Raw genomic sequence first — 15,220 nt, forward strand, 5'->3', positions numbered from 1 at the left:
CGGATTCCAGCCGGAACCCGCGGAACCTGGGGAAGGGGAGGAGCTCACGTGGATCGCCGGTCCTGGTGGGTGTACGGATTGACTTGCCACCCCGTGCGGGGCGCGGTGCGTGCGCGATGAGCGGTGTACGCGCGACGCGTGCCGCCGACGCTACGCCAGTGGGCGCCGGGGACGCAGCGAGTCCGCCTACCGCCGCGCCTCGTACCCCGTACGGGCCCGGCGCCGCCCGCCGCGTCGCCGCATGCAGGAGGCTGTCAGGTGTGAGCCGTGTGAGCTTGTGCACTTCCGCCGGAGCCGGCCGTGCCGCCGCCGTCCCATCGCGCCTGCTTCATGTCCAGGCGCGGGAGGTGGGTCCCGGACTGCCGGGAGGCCGTCCGCAGCGGGGTGGCCTCCGCGCGGTAGTGGCCCAGCGCCCGCAGCTCATGGCCGGGAAGCAGTGCGCCGTCGGAACGCACCACTCGCCACCAGGGCGCGCCGCCGCCGTAGAGCGCCATGACCCGCCCCACCTGGCGTGGGCCGCCCTCTTGGAGCCACTCGGCGACGTCTCCGTAGGTCATCACACGGCCGGGTGGAATCATCTCCGCCACCTCCAGCACGCGCTCGGCGTACTCGGGGAGTGCGGGGACTTCCGGCTCGTCGCTCATCCGGTCCATCCTGCACCACGGCACCGACAGTGCGCTGCTCCATGGGGCGTACCCGACGCATCCAAGACACTTCACGCCCCCGCAATGCACCCTGATGCCCCCCTCTGTCATCCGGTCATGCCACCATCATCCGGGCGGTGACAGGTGATACGAGATCAAGAAGAATCGACGAAGGAGCAGGGCGTGCAGCCTCCCCCGGTGGCGAGCACCCCTGGCGCCGATTCGCACCCTGACGCACCCGAGAGGCCCACGGAGAACATGGACAGCGGGCCCGAAGCACCCCACACCGACCGGGTCTCCGGCGACGAACCGCTGCTCTCCGCGCGCGTGCACCGGCCCTCCGACCTGGTGCGACTGCTCGTCGGCGTACTCGGCATCATCTGCGTGCTCGCCATCGCCGCCTTCGCGCACGGCACCGCGTCCGGGCTCGAACAGGACATCAGCAAGGGCACCGGCCAGACCCCCGACGTCTTCATCAAACTGGCCGGTCTGATCTCCAGCATCGCCGTACTGATCCTGCCCGTCGCCTTCGCGATCGAGCGGCTGATCAAGCGTGACGGACTGCGGATCGCGGACGGCGTACTCGCGGCCGTGCTCGCCCACGGTGTGGCGCTCGCCACCGACCTGTGGGTCTCCGAGGCCGCCCCGGACACGATCAGGGAAGCGCTCACCCAGGCCACCGCGAACGGCGAACTCACCGATCCCGTGCACGGTTATCTCGCGCCGGTCATCGCCTACATGACGGCGGTCGGCATGGCCCGCAGGCCGCGCTGGCGCGTGGCGCTGTGGGCGGTGCTGCTGCTCAACTCGTTCGCCGTACTGGTGGGCCGCCAGACCACACCGTTCTCGATCATCGTGACGGTGCTGATCGGCTGGACCGTCGCGTACGGGACGCTTTACGCCGTCGGATCGCCGAACGTACGGCCCACGGGACAGACGCTCCTGGCGGGCCTGCGGCACGTCGGCTTCCGCCCCGTGACGGCGATGCGCGCCGAGGACATGCCCGACTCGGCCGAGCAGGGCGACCGCGGGCGGCGCTATCTCGTCACGCTGGAGGACGGGCCGCCCCTCGACGTCACCGTCGTCGACCGCGAGCAGCAGGCGCAGGGGTTCTTCTACCGCGTGTGGCGCCAGGTGACCCTGCGCGGCATCACCCAGCGCCGCTCGATCCAGTCCCTGCGCCAGGCCCTGGAGCAGGAGGCTCTTCTCGCGTACGCCGCCATCGCCGCCGGGGCCAACGCGCCGAAGCTGATCGCCACGTCCGAGCTCGGCCCCGACGCCGTGATGCTCGTGTACGAGCACCTGGGCGGCCGCTCGCTGGACTCGCTGCCCGACGAGGAGATCACCGACGAGCTGCTGCGCGGCGCGTGGCGTCAGGTCAAGGCTCTGCAGTCGCGCCGTATCGCTCATCGCAGGCTGGTCGGCGACGCGATCTTGGTGGATCGTTCCGGCAGGGTGATCCTGACCGACCTGCGCGGCGGTGAGATCGCCGCCGGCGACGTCGTACTGCGCATGGATGTCGCACAGCTCCTGACGACGCTCGGGCTGCGTGCGGGCGCCGAGCGGGCCGTGGCCGCCGCCGTGGACGTCCTGGGTCCCGACGCGGTCGCCGACAGCCTGCCGCTGCTCCAGCCGATCGCCCTGAGCCGCTCCACGCGCGCGACGCTGCGCAAGCTGGCGCGCGAACGGTCGCAGCGGGAGCGCGAGGCCGTGATCGAGGCTTCGCACGCCAAGGCGGCCGAACCGGGCGCCGAGGACGCCGCGCCGGCCGGTGGCCGCAAGGCCGTACGGGCGGAGAAGAAGGCCGAGAAGGGGGCCATGGAGGAAGCCCTGGAGGAAGCACGCGAAGAGGACCTGCTGACGCAGATCCGCCATCAGGTGCTGCTCATCCGGCCGCAGGCGCCGGTCGAGCCGGCCCGCCTCGAACGCATCAGGCCCCGTACGCTCGTCAGCGTCATCGCGGGCGCCTTCGCCGCGTACTTCCTCATCTCGGGGCTGATGGCCAACGACATGAGCGAGGCGATCGCGACGGCGGACTGGCGCTGGGCAGGGGTGGCCGTGCTGTTCTCCGCGCTGAGCTACCCGGCCGCGGCGATGAGTCTGCTCGGCTTCGTTCCCGAGAAGGTCCCCTTCGGGCGAACGGTCAAAGCCCAGGTGGCGGGGTCCTTCGTGAAGCTGGTCGCCCCGGCGGCGATCGGCGGTGTGGCACTGAACGCCCGTTTCCTCCAGCGCGCCGGCGTACGTCCGGGGCTGGCGGTGGCGAGTGTCGGGGCCTCGCAGCTCTTCGGCCTCGCGAGCCACATCACGCTGCTGATGATCTTCGGTTACGTAACGGGCACCGAACGGACCCCCACGCTCTCCCCGTCCCGGACGGTGATCGCCGGCCTGCTGACGGCTGCGGTGCTGGCGCTGGTGGTCACGGCCGTACCGATCCTGCGCAGGTTCGTGGTGACGCGGGTGCGGTCGTTGTTCGCGGGTGTGGTGCCGCGCATGCTCGACGTACTGCAGCGGCCGCAGAAGCTGATCACCGGCATCGGCGGGATGCTGTTGCTGACCGCGGCGTTCGTGATGTGCCTGGACGCGTCGATCCGCGCCTTCGACAGCGACGCCCGCCTGAGTTACGCCACCATCGCGGTGGTCTTCCTGACCGCGAACGCGCTGGGTTCCGCGGTGCCGACGCCGGGCGGTGTCGGGGCGGTCGAGGGCGCGCTCATCGCGGCCCTGACGGTCGCGGGTCTGCCTACCGCGATCGCGGCCCCCGCTGTGCTGCTGTACCGGCTGCTGACGTTCTGGCTGCCGGTGCTGCCGGGCTGGCTGTTCTTCAACAACCTGACGCGCAAGGAACAGCTCTAGGGGCTGGTGGCTTCGTACGAGCCATCCGGGACGCCCCGTCCGCCGTCCCGAATGGCGCTCTCGGGGCGCACGCTCCCGCCCCCCGTCGCACGATGGACGCATGCCGACTTCCGCCGCCCTGCGTGCCACGGCCGTCCTCGCCGCCACCGCCGTTCTCGTGTCCCTCGCCGGCTGCACCGACAACGGTGACAAGGGCAAGGACGGCAGCGGGGCCGGCGACCTCGCCGCCCAGCAGCTCGACTGGACAAACTGCCCGGCCCCGGCCGCGGCGGAGGGCGGCGGCGCCTCCCCCTCTCCTCTCCCCGGCGGCACCACCTGGCAGTGCGCCTTCATGGACGTCCCGCGCGACTACGCGAAGCCCGACGGCGACACCATCGAACTGGCGCTCATCCGCGCGCAGGCCCGCGACACCAAGAACCGCATCGGCTCCCTCGTCTTCAACTTCGGCGGGCCCGGCGGCTCGGGCCTGACGGGCCTGCCCTCCCTGGCCCCGAACTACGAGCGCCTGCGCTCCCGGTACGACCTGGTGAGCTTCGACCCGCGCGGCGTCGGCCGCAGCGTGGGCGTCCAGTGCCAGGACGACGAGGAGCTCGACGAGTACTACGCCCAGGACAGCACCCCGGACGACGCCGCCGAGGAGAAGAACCTCACCGACAGCCTCGCGGAGTACGCCGCCGCCTGCAAGGACAACTCGGGCGAGGACCTCCCGCACGTCGGCACCACCAACGCGGCCCGCGACATGGACCTCATGAGGCAGGCTCTCGGCGACGACAAGCTGCACTACTTCGGCATCTCGTACGGCACCGAACTGGGCGGCGTCTACGCCCACTTGTTCCCGAAGAGAGTCGGCAGGGCGGTCTTCGACGCGGTCGTCGACCCCACTCAGCCCGCCGAGCAGGCCTCGCTCACCCAGCTCAAGGGCTTCCAGCTCGCCTTTGAGAGCTTCGCCAAGGACTGCGTGGAGCGCGGCGACGCGTGCGCTCTGCCCGGCACTAGCGTGAAGGAGATCGAGGGTTTCGTCGTCGACCTCCTCAAGCGGCTCGACGAGAAGCCCGTCAAGGGCATCGGCGACCGCGAGCTGACCCAGTCCCACGCCACCAACGGCATCGCCCAGGCCCTCTACTCCCAGGAGTACTGGAAGTACCTGGAGCAGGGCCTCGACGAAGCGGACGGCGGTAACGGTGAGCTTCTGCTCAGCCTCTCGGACGCCATGAACGGCCGCAATCCCGACGGCTCGTACAGCAACCAGGGGGCCGCCAACACCGCCATCAACTGCGCGGACTACAAGGCCCGTTTCGACGTGGCGGGGACGAAGGCGAACCTCCGCGACTTCCGCGAGGTCTCGCCGCTCTTCGGTGAGGCCTGGGGCTGGGGTCTGCTGGGCTGCTCCGAGTGGCCGGTGGACGGCCAGTGGGACACCCCCGAGGTGAGCGCGCCCGGCTCGCCCCCCATCGTCGTCATCGGGAACACCGGCGACCCGGCGACGCCCTACGCGGGCGCGAAGAAGATGGCCAAAGAACTGGGCAAGGGAGTCGGCGTCGAGCTGACGTACAAGGGCGAGGGCCACGGCGCGTACAACAGCGGTGACAAGTGCGTGCAGGGAGCGGTGGACGCGTACCTGCTGCGGGGCAAGGTACCGGCCGACGGGACGGTGTGCCCGTAGACCCGACCCTGTCGACAGTCCGGTCCGTGGGCTGTCAGTGGGCCTGTCAGTGGGGCCGCCTAGTATTGCGAATCTCTTTTCGAGTTCTGGGCGCATACGGGGGCCACGATGGCGAATCTTGTACGGGCGGGCGCCCTGGCGGTCGCCGCGCTCCTCACGGCGGGAGCGGCCGCCGGCTGCGGCAGCGGCTCCACCGGCAGCGCGGACAAGCCCCCGGCGTCACCCACAGCCCCGGCCCGCCAGGACGGCGGCAACAGCGACAGCGGCCACAGCGCCGGCGGCGAAAGCCCCGGCAAGCTGCCCGCCCTCCCCGCCGCGCTCACCGGCCAGCAGCTCGACTGGAAGCGGTGCCCGGCGCCCCGCAAGGCGGCCGGCAGCGCTGCCCAGGCGCCCGGCGGCCGCTGGCAGTGCGCCACTCTCACCGCACCGCTGGACTACCGCAAGCCGGACGGCGACACGATCGGGATCGCACTGATCCGCTCGAAGGCCACCGACGACGACCGGCGCATCGGTTCGCTGCTCTTCAACTTCGGCGGCCCCGGCGGCTCGGGCGTGGCGTCGATGCCCGGCCACGCGCCGGGGTTCACCACCCTGCACACCCGCTACGACCTGGTGAGCTTCGACCCGCGCGGCGTCGCGGAGAGCTCCGCCGTCGTCTGCCAGGACGACCGGCAGTCCGAGGCCTCCTTCCGGCTGGACTTCACCCCCGACGCCCCCGCCGAGGAGAAGGCCTACCTCGACGACGCGGCCGCCTTCGGCGCGGGCTGCGCCAAGCGCTCCGGCAAGATCCTGCCGTACGTCGCGACGAGCAGCGCCGCCCGCGACATGGACCTGATCCGCCAGGTCCTCGGCGACAAGAAGCTGAACTACTTCGGCTTCTCCTACGGCACGGAGCTGGGCGGCACGTACGCCCACCTCTTCCCCGAAAACGTCGGGCGCATGGCACTGGACGCGGTCGTCGACCCGTCCGCGGACATCGTGCGTCACTCCCGCAACCAGGCCCTGGGCTTCCAGCGCGCCCTGGAGAACTACTTCAAGAGCACCGGCACCACCGCCGGAGCCGGCACCGCGCGCGTCGTGCGACTCCTCGACCGCCTCGACAAGAAGCCGCTCACGACCGGGACCGGCCGCCCGCTCACCCAGAGCCTCGCGACCACCGGCATCATCGCGCAGCTCTACAGCGAGGACAGCTGGCCGGGCCTCACCGCCTCCCTGCGCGCGGCGGAGAACGGTGACGGCTCCCCGCTGCTGAAGTACGCCGACGGGTACAACGACCGCGACCAGCAGGGGCACTACGGCACGGCGCACCACGCCCAGCGCGCCATATCCTGCGCCGACGCCAAGGGGCGCGTGAGCGGCGACCAGGTCAGGGCGACCCACCTCGCCGACTTCCGTAAGGTCTCCCCCGTCTTCGGCCCCTACCTGGCGTGGGACCTGGCCGGCTGGTGCGCCTCCTGGCCGGTCGAGGGCGAGCACGCGACCCCCGAGGTGGCCGCGAAGGGCGCGGCCCCGGTCCTGGTGATCGGCGGCACGGGCGACTCGGCCACCCCGTACGAGGGTTCGCTCCGGATGGTCGAGGAACTGGGCGAGGGTGTGGGGGTGCAGATCACGTACGAGGGCGAGGGCCACGGCGCGTACCTGAACGGCAATGGGTGCATAACCCGCGCCGTCGACCCGTACTTCCTGAACGGCAAGGTCCCGGCGAACAACACCACCTGCTCCTGACGGACCGCACGGGGCATGCGCAGAGCTGCCCTCCGGCGTGTATGCGGCGCGCGGCCACGCACCACTGTCACAGTGACCGTAAATCCCGAATGTCGGATTTGCGCGAATCGGTGAACCAGGGAGAGTGGTCGTGGCACACGTACACGTGATCCTCAATCAGAAAGGCGGCGTGGGTAAATCCACCCTCGCCGTCAACCTCGCTGCCGTCACGGCCGATGTGCTCGGCGCCGGGACCGAGGGTGAGCGGCCACCCGTCGTCGCCGTCTCGATCGACCCGCAGGGCTCCGCCGTGTGGTGGTCGGAACGGGTCGGCGACGGCCTGCCGTTCGACTTCGTGCAGGCGCACGACGACCTCCCCGGCCTCGCCGCGCTCCCCCGCATCCCCTCCGCCCAGCACGTCTTCGTCGACACCCCCGGCTGGCTCGACCTCGCCGGGACCGACAGCGAGGATCCGCTGGGGAGCGGGGCCGCCGCGGACGCGCTGCGCGCCGTCCTCGACAGCGCGCACGACGTGATCGTGCCGATCGAGCCCGAGCCGCTCGGCTTCCAGCCCACCCAGCGCACCATCGAGCGCGTCGTGAAACCGCGCGGACTGCCGTTCCGCGTGGTCATCAACAACTGGGACCCGCGCGACGGCAAGGCGGACCTGGACCAGACCCGGGCGTTCGTCGAGGCGCAGGGCTGGCCGCTCGCGCGCACCGTCGTACGCCACTACAAGCTGCACACCCGCGCCAGTGCCGACGGCCTCGTCGTCACGCAGTACGGCGCCAACCGCGTCGCACTCCAGGCCCGCGAGGACTTCTTCCGGCTCGCCCTGGAAGTCGGCCTCGCGGTCATTCCGGCCCCGGCGAAACCGGTGAGACCGAGGCGTACGCGTACGACGAAGAAGGCGGGGGCCCGCTGATGGGCCGCCGCACCGACCTCGCCACCCTGCTCACCGCGGGTGACGCTCCCGTGCCGCCGGCCGGGCGGGACACGTACCCGCTGACCGTCCCCGTCACGGACCTCGCGGAGAACCCCGACAACCCGCGCCACGAACTGCGCGACCTGGACGGGCTGGCCGAGACGCTGCGCGAGCGCGGAGTGCTCCAGGCCCTCGGTGTCGTCTCCCGCGGTGCCTTCCTCGCCGCGCATCCGCAGCACGAGGCGGCGGTCGGCGACGCCCCGTACGTCGTCCTGCACGGGCACCGCAGGCTCGCCGCCGCCAGGCTCGCCGGGCTGAGTGAAGTGCCGGTCCTGGTACGGGAGGATGCGAGCCGCACCGACGAGGACGCGCTCATCGAGAACGTCCAGCGCGACGATCTGACGGAGCTGGAACAGGCCCGGGCCATCCAGGGCCTGATCACCTCGTACGGCTACTCGCAGCGCCAGGTCGCCGCCCGCATCGGCAAGACCCAGGGATTCGTCTCGCAGCGGCTGTCGCTGATGAGGCTCCGCGAGGACCTCCAGGAGGCGCTGGCCGACGGCCGGGTCTCGGTCGAGGACGCCCGCCGGATCGCGCGGCTGCCGCGCGACGAGCAGCAGCTTCCCGGCAGCACACCGGAGGCGCCCGCCTCCGTACCGAAGGCGCGGCGGCGCGATTACGGCGTAATCACCCTCGACAGCCGCGGTACGCCGGAGGAGCTGGTCGAGGTGCTGCGCCGCAACCTGGCGCCCGCGGCGCTCGAAAGAGTGGCCGAGCTGCTGACCCGCGGGCGCTGAACACCGGCACGGAGCGCGCGAAGGGCCGCCCCGCACATCACGTGCGGGGCGGCCCTTCGTACGTACAACAATGCCCGGACAGCAGGGGCCTAGTAGATCGGCTTCTCCGGCTCGATCTGGTTGACCCAGCCGATGACTCCGCCACCGACGTGCACCGCGTCCGAGAAGCCCGCCGACTTCAGCACCGCGAGGACTTCCGCACTGCGGACACCCGTCTTGCAGTGCAGGACGATGCGCCTGTCCTGCGGCATGCCCTGGAGAGCGGAGCCCATCAGGAACTCGTTCTTCGGGATGAGCCGCGCGCCCGGAATCGAGACGATCTCGTACTCGTTCGGCTCGCGCACGTCGATGATGTCGATCTTCTCGTCGGCGTCGATCCACTCCTTGAGCTGCTTGGGAGTGATCGTGGAGCCGAGCGCCGCCTCCTGCGCCTCCTCGGACACGACGCCGCAGAAGGCCTCGTAGTCGATGAGCTCGGTGACGGTCGGGTTCTCGCCGCACACCGCGCAGTCGGGGTCCTTGCGGACCTTGACCTGGCGGTACTGCATCTCCAGAGCGTCGTAAATCATCAGCCGGCCGACCAGCGGGTCACCCACGCCGGCCAGCAGCTTGATCGCCTCGGTGACCTGGATCGAGCCGATGGACGCGCAGAGCACACCCAGCACGCCGCCCTCGGCGCACGACGGGACCATGCCCGGCGGCGGGGGCTCCGGGTAGAGGCAGCGGTAGCAGGGGCCGTGCTCGGACCAGAAGACGGACGCCTGGCCGTCGAAGCGGTAGATCGAGCCCCAGACGTACGGCTTGTTGAGGAGCACGCACGCGTCGTTGACCAGGTAGCGGGTCGCGAAGTTGTCGGTGCCGTCAACGATCAGGTCGTACTGGGAGAAGATCTCCATCACGTTCTCGGCTTCGAGCCGCTCTTCGTGAAGGACGACATTCACGTAGGGGTTGATGCCGAGGACCGAGTCGCGGGCGGACTCGGCCTTCGAGCGGCCGATGTCGGCCTGGCTGTGGATGATCTGGCGCTGCAGGTTCGACTCGTCGACCTCGTCGAACTCCACGATGCCGAGCGTGCCGACGCCGGCCGCCGCGAGGTACATCAGCGCGGGCGAACCCAGGCCGCCGGCGCCCACGGCGAGCACCTTGGCGTTCTTCAGCCGCTTCTGCCCGTCCATCCCGACATCCGGGATGATCAGGTGGCGGGAGTACCTGCGAACCTCATCAACAGTGAGCTCGGCAGCGGGCTCGACCAGGGGTGGCAGCGACACGGGGACTCCGTAGGTCGGTCAATCAGTACGGTTGTTCTCCGCGTAACACTGCCACGCCCCTTCTCATTCCGAGACACCCGGTCCGATCCGCGAGACGATTTCGTCCCAGCAGCCGGGCAGTGTCTCGAATGGGTCGCTTTGTCCGTCAGGGTCGTCGTCGGCCGTCCGGTCCGTCATGAAGACCGTCCCGGCCCCCTGCCAGCGGGCGATACGCACGGCCTCCTCCAGGTGCGTACGCGGCAGCCCGTGCACCAGATGACAGAAGCGCTCCGGCGGGTGGTCCGCCGTCCACTCCGCCACCTGTGACCAGCGGTAGTCCGTCCACGGCCCGGAGAAGGTCACCAACTGGTCGGCGATCTCGGCATAGCCGGGACAGGGGTGCGTGCCATGGCCGAGCACCAGGTGACCGCCGCCCTCGGCGAGCCCGGCGACCGTGGTGGTCACCCGGCGTACCCCGGACAGCTCCGTCCGCCCGCTGGGACAGCGGTCCAGATAGAAGCCGTCGACCCGGTACCAGTCGCGGAACCGGTGCGCGTCCGAGACGAGCTCGCCGAAGGAGCGCGTCCCGTACGCCATGTCGAGCCGGCCCAGCACACGGACACCGGCATTGCGGATGCGGCCGCCGGCCTCCAGGCAGTGCGGGTCGGGGCGGTCGCCCGGACCGTTGGACACGTTGAGCGTCACCCAGTGCAACGGCGTTCCCGGGCGGGCGAGCCGGCCCCACTCGACGGGGGCGACGAGCGGGTGGGCGTATCCGGGGACGCCCAGCCCCATGCGGTCGACGGTGGTCGCGGCCTGCTCCCGCCATCGCGTGGTCAGATGCGGCATGCCGCCTCCATCCAGATGTCGGCGAGCGACTCCTCCAGGTTGATCCGGGGCCGCCAGCCGAGCCGGTCGCGCGCGGTGCGCACATCGGCCTGCTGCCAGCTGCCGCACCCGTCGGGGTAGGGGTACGGGGCGCCCGGGTGCTCCGGGGCCATCTCGCCGCGCGGTGCGCCCAGTACGCTGCCCACTCCCCCGTTGCGTGCGGCCGCCGCGGCGCTTCCGGGGACGTAACCGGACGGCGCGTCGAGTTCGTGCAGGGCGCCGCCGTAGCCCGCGACCCTGGCCAGGACCGCCGCGGCGTCCCGCAGCCGGACGGCACGGCCGGTGCCGATGTTGATGGCGCCCTGCGCGGCGGAGAGCGAGGCGGCGTGCACGGCGCGCGCCACGTCGCGTACGTCGACGAAGTCGCGCTGTACGCCGAGGCCGCTGAGCTTCAGCTCGCCGTCCCCGGACTGCATCGCGCGGCGCATCGCCTCGGCGAGCCGTCCGAGCGGCGAACCGGCGGGTGTGCCGGGCCCGACCGGTGAGAAGACGCGGAGCACGACGGCGTCTAGCCCGGAGCCGAGCACCAGCTCGGTGGCGGCGAGCTTGCTGACGCCGTACGGGCCGCCGGGGCGGGGCACGGCGTCTTCGGCGGTGGACGATCCCGGCTGCGAGGGCCCGTACTCGGCGGCGCACCCGAGCTGTACGAGCCGCGCTCCGCAGCCGCTGCGGCGCAGGGCCTCGCAGACGGTCGCGACGGCGACGGTGTTGTGCCGGGTCAGGTCGCGGGCGCCGCCGCGGGTGGCTCCGGCGCAGTTGATGACGACGCCCGGGTGTACGGCGTCCAGGAAGCGGGTCAGCGCGCCGGGACTGCCGGTGGCGAGGTCGAACCGTACGTCGGCGTCGTCGCCCCGCCCGAGGGCGGTGAGCTGCACGGCCGGGTCGGCGAGCAGCCGGTCGGCGACGAAGCGGCCGAGATATCCGTTGGCACCCAGCAGCAGCACCCTCATCGCGCGTCCCCTCGGTGCCGACCGGCTGAAGTTGGGGGTTGGGGGGTCATGGTCACGTTCTCCTTCGGGGATCTTGCGGTGAGTGCTGCGGTGTACGCCCGCGGCGTCGGCTCCGCGGGAGGCTTGGGCGGATGGGTGCGGGTGCGGTCAGTGCGGCCCGTGGCGTCCGTCCGGGCTGTCCCGGCCGTCGGGTCCCTCCGGGCCGGCGGTCCCGGTCCGGGTCCGGGCGGCGTGGGCCAAGGTGCGGGCGGCGTGGGCCGAGGTGCGGGAGAGGGCCGCGGTGGCGTGGACGAGCAGGGCGAGCGCGGCCACGGCGCAGGCGACGGCCGGTACGGCGGCCACGCCTGCGGCGTCGACGAGGCGCTCGACGGGCCGGGCGAGGAAGCCGCAGCCGGGCAGGCGGGCCGCGAGTACCGCGCAAAGGGCGGTGACCTGCAAGGCGGCTGCGGCGGCGAGCCCGGCGGACGCGGGTCGGGGGAAGCCGTGGACGGTGAGCAGGCGCGCGAGGAAGAGCAGCGCGCCGAGGGCCACACCGGCCGCCAGGGCGGCCCGGCCGCTGTCGCCGGTCACACTGCCCACCGCTCCCGACGCTCCCGCTGCTCCCACGGCTGCCACGGCGATCTGGAAGCAGACGAGCACGCCCACGAAGAGTCCGGTGACGCCGAGCAGCAGCGGGCGCATCGACGCCCCGAACTCCTCGGTGCCACGGCTCACAGCGAGTTTGCGCCGCGCCTGTACGGCGAGGAGGTGCGCGCACCAGGCGGCGGGGGCCGGCGCTGCGGCGAGGGCCACGAGCGTGGTCGCCTCCATCGGCCAGGGGCCGTCGGGGCCGCCCGTGATGAGCTCGCCGAGCAGGCCGTCACCGAAGACGGCGTATCCGAGCAGCCAGCACACCCACAGGCGCGCGGCGGGCGCCGGGCGCCCCGCGGCGCGCAGGGGCCCGTGGCGCAGGCACAGTGCAAGCGTGACCGCGACGACCAGCGCCCCGGCCAGGCCGACCGCCAGCGAAGCGCGTCCGGTGGTGAGTTCGAGCGCCGCAACCGTGAGCGCGCACGCGACGCCGGGCAGCAGCGCGTAAGCGATCCAGCCGGCGTGCGCGGGGGTCTCCCGGACGGGGACGGGACCGGCGCTGTCACCGGCTCGCGGGACGCGGGCGTACAACTCCTCGGCGAGCGCGAAGACGTCCCGGTGGCGGAAGCGGGCGGCGGTCCTGTCGGTCACCCCGTGCGCTTCGAGCCCGGCGGCGATCTCCAGCGGATCGACGGCCCGCTCGCACAGCTCCCGGTGCCGGTGCATCAGCGCCCGCACCGGGTCTGCGGGCCCGCGCCGCGACGACGCGGCGGCCCCGGCACGGCCGGGAGGGAGGGGCACGGCTCCCGGCGGGCGCCCATCGGCGGTCCCGTCCGCCGACGGCCCATCGCCCCGTCCGCCGGGGCCGACAGGGGTACGGGGTACGTCCCACGCGGCCCCACCGGCACCACTGGCCCCACCGGCCTCACCGGCCCCACCGGCAACGGCCGACGTACGGGATGCGCTCATCGGCGTGCCTCCTGCGTGACGCCAGTCGTGTGCGTCGCGGTCGTGTGCGTCGCGGTCGCGGTCGCCGCGGTCGTGGTTCCCGTCGCGGTGCTGGACGGGATCGCGGTCGCGCCAGGCGAGGAATTCGCCGGGGCCTGCCGGCTGCGTCGCTCAGGCATCGCGCTGCCCCGGCCTTCCCGGTCCGGCGCCCGCGCTCACCCGGTGCGGCGGATCCACGGTCTTCGCCCAGCTCGGCGTGGAGATTCCCCCGCCCGCGCCACCACGGGCGCCACCACCCGCGCCGCCACCGGCGCCCCCGCGCGCGCCGCCGCTCGTCCCGCCACCCGCCCACCGAACCGGCACGTGGGCTTCCGCCGGATGGGCGAAGAGCAGCGGTTCGCCGTCCGTCCCCACCGCTTCGCGCCGGACCGGGCAGTGTGAGATCAGCTCCAGGTAAATGCCTCGAAATGCCTCGAGGTTCTGCTCGACGGTGAAGAGTTCGAGCGCACGTGCGCGCGCCGCCGCTCCCAGCCGTTCGCGCCGCTCGGGATCGCGCAGCAGCGCCACGCAGGCGTCGGCCAGTGCGCGGGGATTGCGCGGCGGGACCACCAGGCCCGTACCGCCGATGACTTCGCAGACCGCGCCGACGTCCGTCGAGACTGTGGCGCGCCCGCAGAACATCGCCTCGACCAGGCTGACCGGGAAGCCCTCGACCACGCTGGACAGTACGACCACACTCCCCGCGGCGTACGCGTCGGCCACGTCCGGCACCTCGGGCCCGCCGATCTCCTCGAAGGAGACAGGGTTGTCACCGACGGTGTGCGCGTCGGCGGCCTCGTCGGGAAATAGCTGGGCGGCGAGCGCCTCGCAGTGGGCGAGATAGGCGGCGGCGTCGGCGCCCTGCCCGTGCCGGCTGTGTACGAGCCGCAGCCGGGCCCGCGGCTGCGCCTTGCGCACCTCCGCGAAGGCGTGCAGCAGCGAGACGAGGTCCTTGGCCGGCTCCACGCGGCCCACCCAGACCAGCGTCCGGGGGTCGCCGCCGTCGTCCCCCTCCCCCACCGCCGCGAAGCGGTCGGCCTCCATGCCGGGGTAGACCGTACGCAGCTTCGCGCGGTCGGCGCCGCACCGCTCCTGCCACCGCCTGGCGTGCGTATTGCCCGGCGTGATGAGCGTCGCCCGGTCGTACACCTCGGCGGCGAGCCTGCCGTGGAAGGCGGCGAGCAGCGCCCGTACCGGCGCGCTGCGGGCCGGGTCACCCGCCGCCAGGTAGTGCGCGCGAAGCTGCACGCCGTACTCGGTGACCAGCAGCGGAACACCGAAGAAGCGTTTGCCCAGCAGCCCCGGCAGGGCAGCGGGCCCGCCGGAAGCCGCGTGGCACAGGTCGACGGCCCCGAGGCTCTCGTCGTCGTACCAGTCCAGCGAGAGCGGCCGCAGGGCGCGTTCCAGCAGGTCGACGCATTCGAGGTAGTCGGGGACCTTCGCGGCGTGTACGGCGCGGTTCGCGCCGGGGGCGCGGCAGGCGGCCTCAAGGGCGCGCACGGCGGTTTCGGAGCGCAGGGCGGCGTGCAGCCCGCCGCGCTCCCCCGCCAGTTCCGCGAGCCCGTAGAGACCGGCGGCGAAGCGCTCACCCGCGCCTTCTTCGTCCGGCGCGCAAATCGCACCGGCCAGCTCGCCGAAGTGCTCTGCGAAGCGACGCCGTTCGCGCCGTCCGTACGTACCGCCGTTGTCCTGCGGTGCCCACAGCGGCGCGGTGCGCACGCGCCGCACCTGGGGCGGTAGCTGGGTCCAGCCCCCGGCCTCCTGGCGGGCGCTGCGGCTCAGGGCGTAGATGTCGTACTCGTGCTGCGCGAGCCCGCGCACGAGCCGGTCGCACCAGAGCCTGGACTCACCTGTCGCATACGGGTAGCCACCCTCGGTAAGCAGTCCGATCCGCACGAGTGCACCCCCGATCTCCCTTGTGGGCGGCCGCCGTTGGTCCGGCGACTCGCAGCGGGACCGACCGTATGCGGACATGCCGGTGACGCGACGGAC

At 72.4% G+C, this 15,220-nt stretch carries 11 protein-coding genes; 5 read left to right on the plus strand and 6 right to left on the minus strand.

Annotated elements, in window-relative coordinates; translation table 11 throughout:
• Window positions 1-254: 254 nt before the first annotated feature.
• Window positions 255-644: an MGMT family protein gene (locus G412_RS0108825; RefSeq protein ID WP_028811779.1), complete on the minus strand. Its 390-nt coding sequence runs from the start codon at window positions 642-644 to the stop codon at window positions 255-257.
• Between the two features lie 183 nt (window positions 645-827).
• Between G412_RS0108825 and G412_RS0108830 the strand changes: the two genes are divergently transcribed.
• The 5 genes from G412_RS0108830 (at window position 828) to G412_RS33690 (ending at window position 8,586) form a co-directional block, all read left to right on the plus strand.
• A complete protein-coding gene (locus tag G412_RS0108830) occupies window positions 828-3,497 on the plus strand; it encodes a lysylphosphatidylglycerol synthase transmembrane domain-containing protein (RefSeq protein ID WP_028811780.1) in 2,670 nt (889 codons plus the stop codon).
• A gap of 100 nt (window positions 3,498-3,597) precedes the next feature.
• Window positions 3,598-5,160, plus strand: coding sequence for an alpha/beta hydrolase (locus G412_RS0108835; protein ID WP_028811781.1), 1,563 nt, complete (start codon window positions 3,598-3,600; stop codon window positions 5,158-5,160).
• A 108-nt stretch (window positions 5,161-5,268) separates the two neighbouring features.
• A complete protein-coding gene (locus tag G412_RS0108840; RefSeq protein WP_028811782.1) occupies window positions 5,269-6,885 on the plus strand; it encodes an alpha/beta hydrolase in 1,617 nt (538 codons plus the stop codon).
• Window positions 6,886-7,015: 130 nt separating this feature from the next.
• A complete protein-coding gene (locus tag G412_RS33685) occupies window positions 7,016-7,789 on the plus strand; it encodes a ParA family protein (protein WP_078606866.1) in 774 nt (257 codons plus the stop codon).
• A complete protein-coding gene (locus tag G412_RS33690; RefSeq protein WP_051338212.1) occupies window positions 7,789-8,586 on the plus strand; it encodes a ParB/RepB/Spo0J family partition protein in 798 nt (265 codons plus the stop codon). The genes G412_RS33685 and G412_RS33690 overlap by 1 nt, the downstream gene beginning before the upstream one ends.
• 89 nt (window positions 8,587-8,675) lie before the next feature.
• Here G412_RS33690 and moeZ read toward each other — a convergent pair whose 3' ends face one another.
• The 5 genes from moeZ to G412_RS0108875 all read right to left on the minus strand — a co-directional run bounded on the left by moeZ (window position 8,676) and on the right by G412_RS0108875 (window position 15,124).
• Window positions 8,676-9,854: an adenylyltransferase/sulfurtransferase MoeZ gene (moeZ, locus tag G412_RS0108855; protein ID WP_028811783.1), complete on the minus strand. Its 1,179-nt coding sequence runs from the start codon at window positions 9,852-9,854 to the stop codon at window positions 8,676-8,678.
• 63 nt (window positions 9,855-9,917) lie between these two features.
• Complete coding sequence (locus G412_RS0108860; protein WP_028811784.1) at window positions 9,918-10,682, minus strand: spherulation-specific family 4 protein; 765 nt, start codon at window positions 10,680-10,682, stop codon at window positions 9,918-9,920.
• Window positions 10,670-11,671 (minus strand): SDR family oxidoreductase, encoded by a 1,002-nt coding sequence (locus G412_RS0108865; RefSeq protein ID WP_028811785.1) that lies wholly within the window; start codon window positions 11,669-11,671, stop codon window positions 10,670-10,672. The genes G412_RS0108860 and G412_RS0108865 overlap by 13 nt, the downstream gene beginning before the upstream one ends.
• A 147-nt stretch (window positions 11,672-11,818) precedes the next feature.
• A complete protein-coding gene (locus G412_RS33695) occupies window positions 11,819-13,042 on the minus strand; it encodes a hypothetical protein (protein WP_157839071.1) in 1,224 nt (407 codons plus the stop codon).
• Between the two features lie 318 nt (window positions 13,043-13,360).
• Window positions 13,361-15,124 (minus strand): DUF3492 domain-containing protein, encoded by a 1,764-nt coding sequence (locus G412_RS0108875; RefSeq protein ID WP_028811786.1) that lies wholly within the window; start codon window positions 15,122-15,124, stop codon window positions 13,361-13,363.
• Window positions 15,125-15,220 lie beyond the last annotated feature (96 nt).

Origin of the sequence: Streptomyces flavidovirens DSM 40150 (assembly GCF_000429085.1) — a bacterium.
Classification (GTDB): Bacteria; Actinomycetota; Actinomycetes; order Streptomycetales; family Streptomycetaceae; genus Streptomyces; species Streptomyces flavidovirens.

Bases quoted from the DNA above. Each gene is read 5' to 3' on its own strand.
- G412_RS0108860 (WP_028811784.1), bottom strand. From the start codon at position 10,682: ATGCCGCATCTGACCACGCGATGGCGGGAGCAGGCCGCGACCACCGTC.
- G412_RS0108865 (WP_028811785.1), bottom strand. From the start codon at position 11,671: ATGAGGGTGCTGCTGCTGGGTGCCAACGGATATCTCGGCCGCTTCGTC.
- G412_RS33690 (WP_051338212.1), top strand. From the start codon at position 7,789: ATGGGCCGCCGCACCGACCTCGCCACCCTGCTCACCGCGGGTGACGCT.
- G412_RS0108835 (WP_028811781.1), top strand. From the start codon at position 3,598: ATGCCGACTTCCGCCGCCCTGCGTGCCACGGCCGTCCTCGCCGCCACC.
- G412_RS0108825 (WP_028811779.1), bottom strand. From the start codon at position 644: ATGAGCGACGAGCCGGAAGTCCCCGCACTCCCCGAGTACGCCGAGCGC.
- G412_RS0108840 (WP_028811782.1), top strand. From the start codon at position 5,269: ATGGCGAATCTTGTACGGGCGGGCGCCCTGGCGGTCGCCGCGCTCCTC.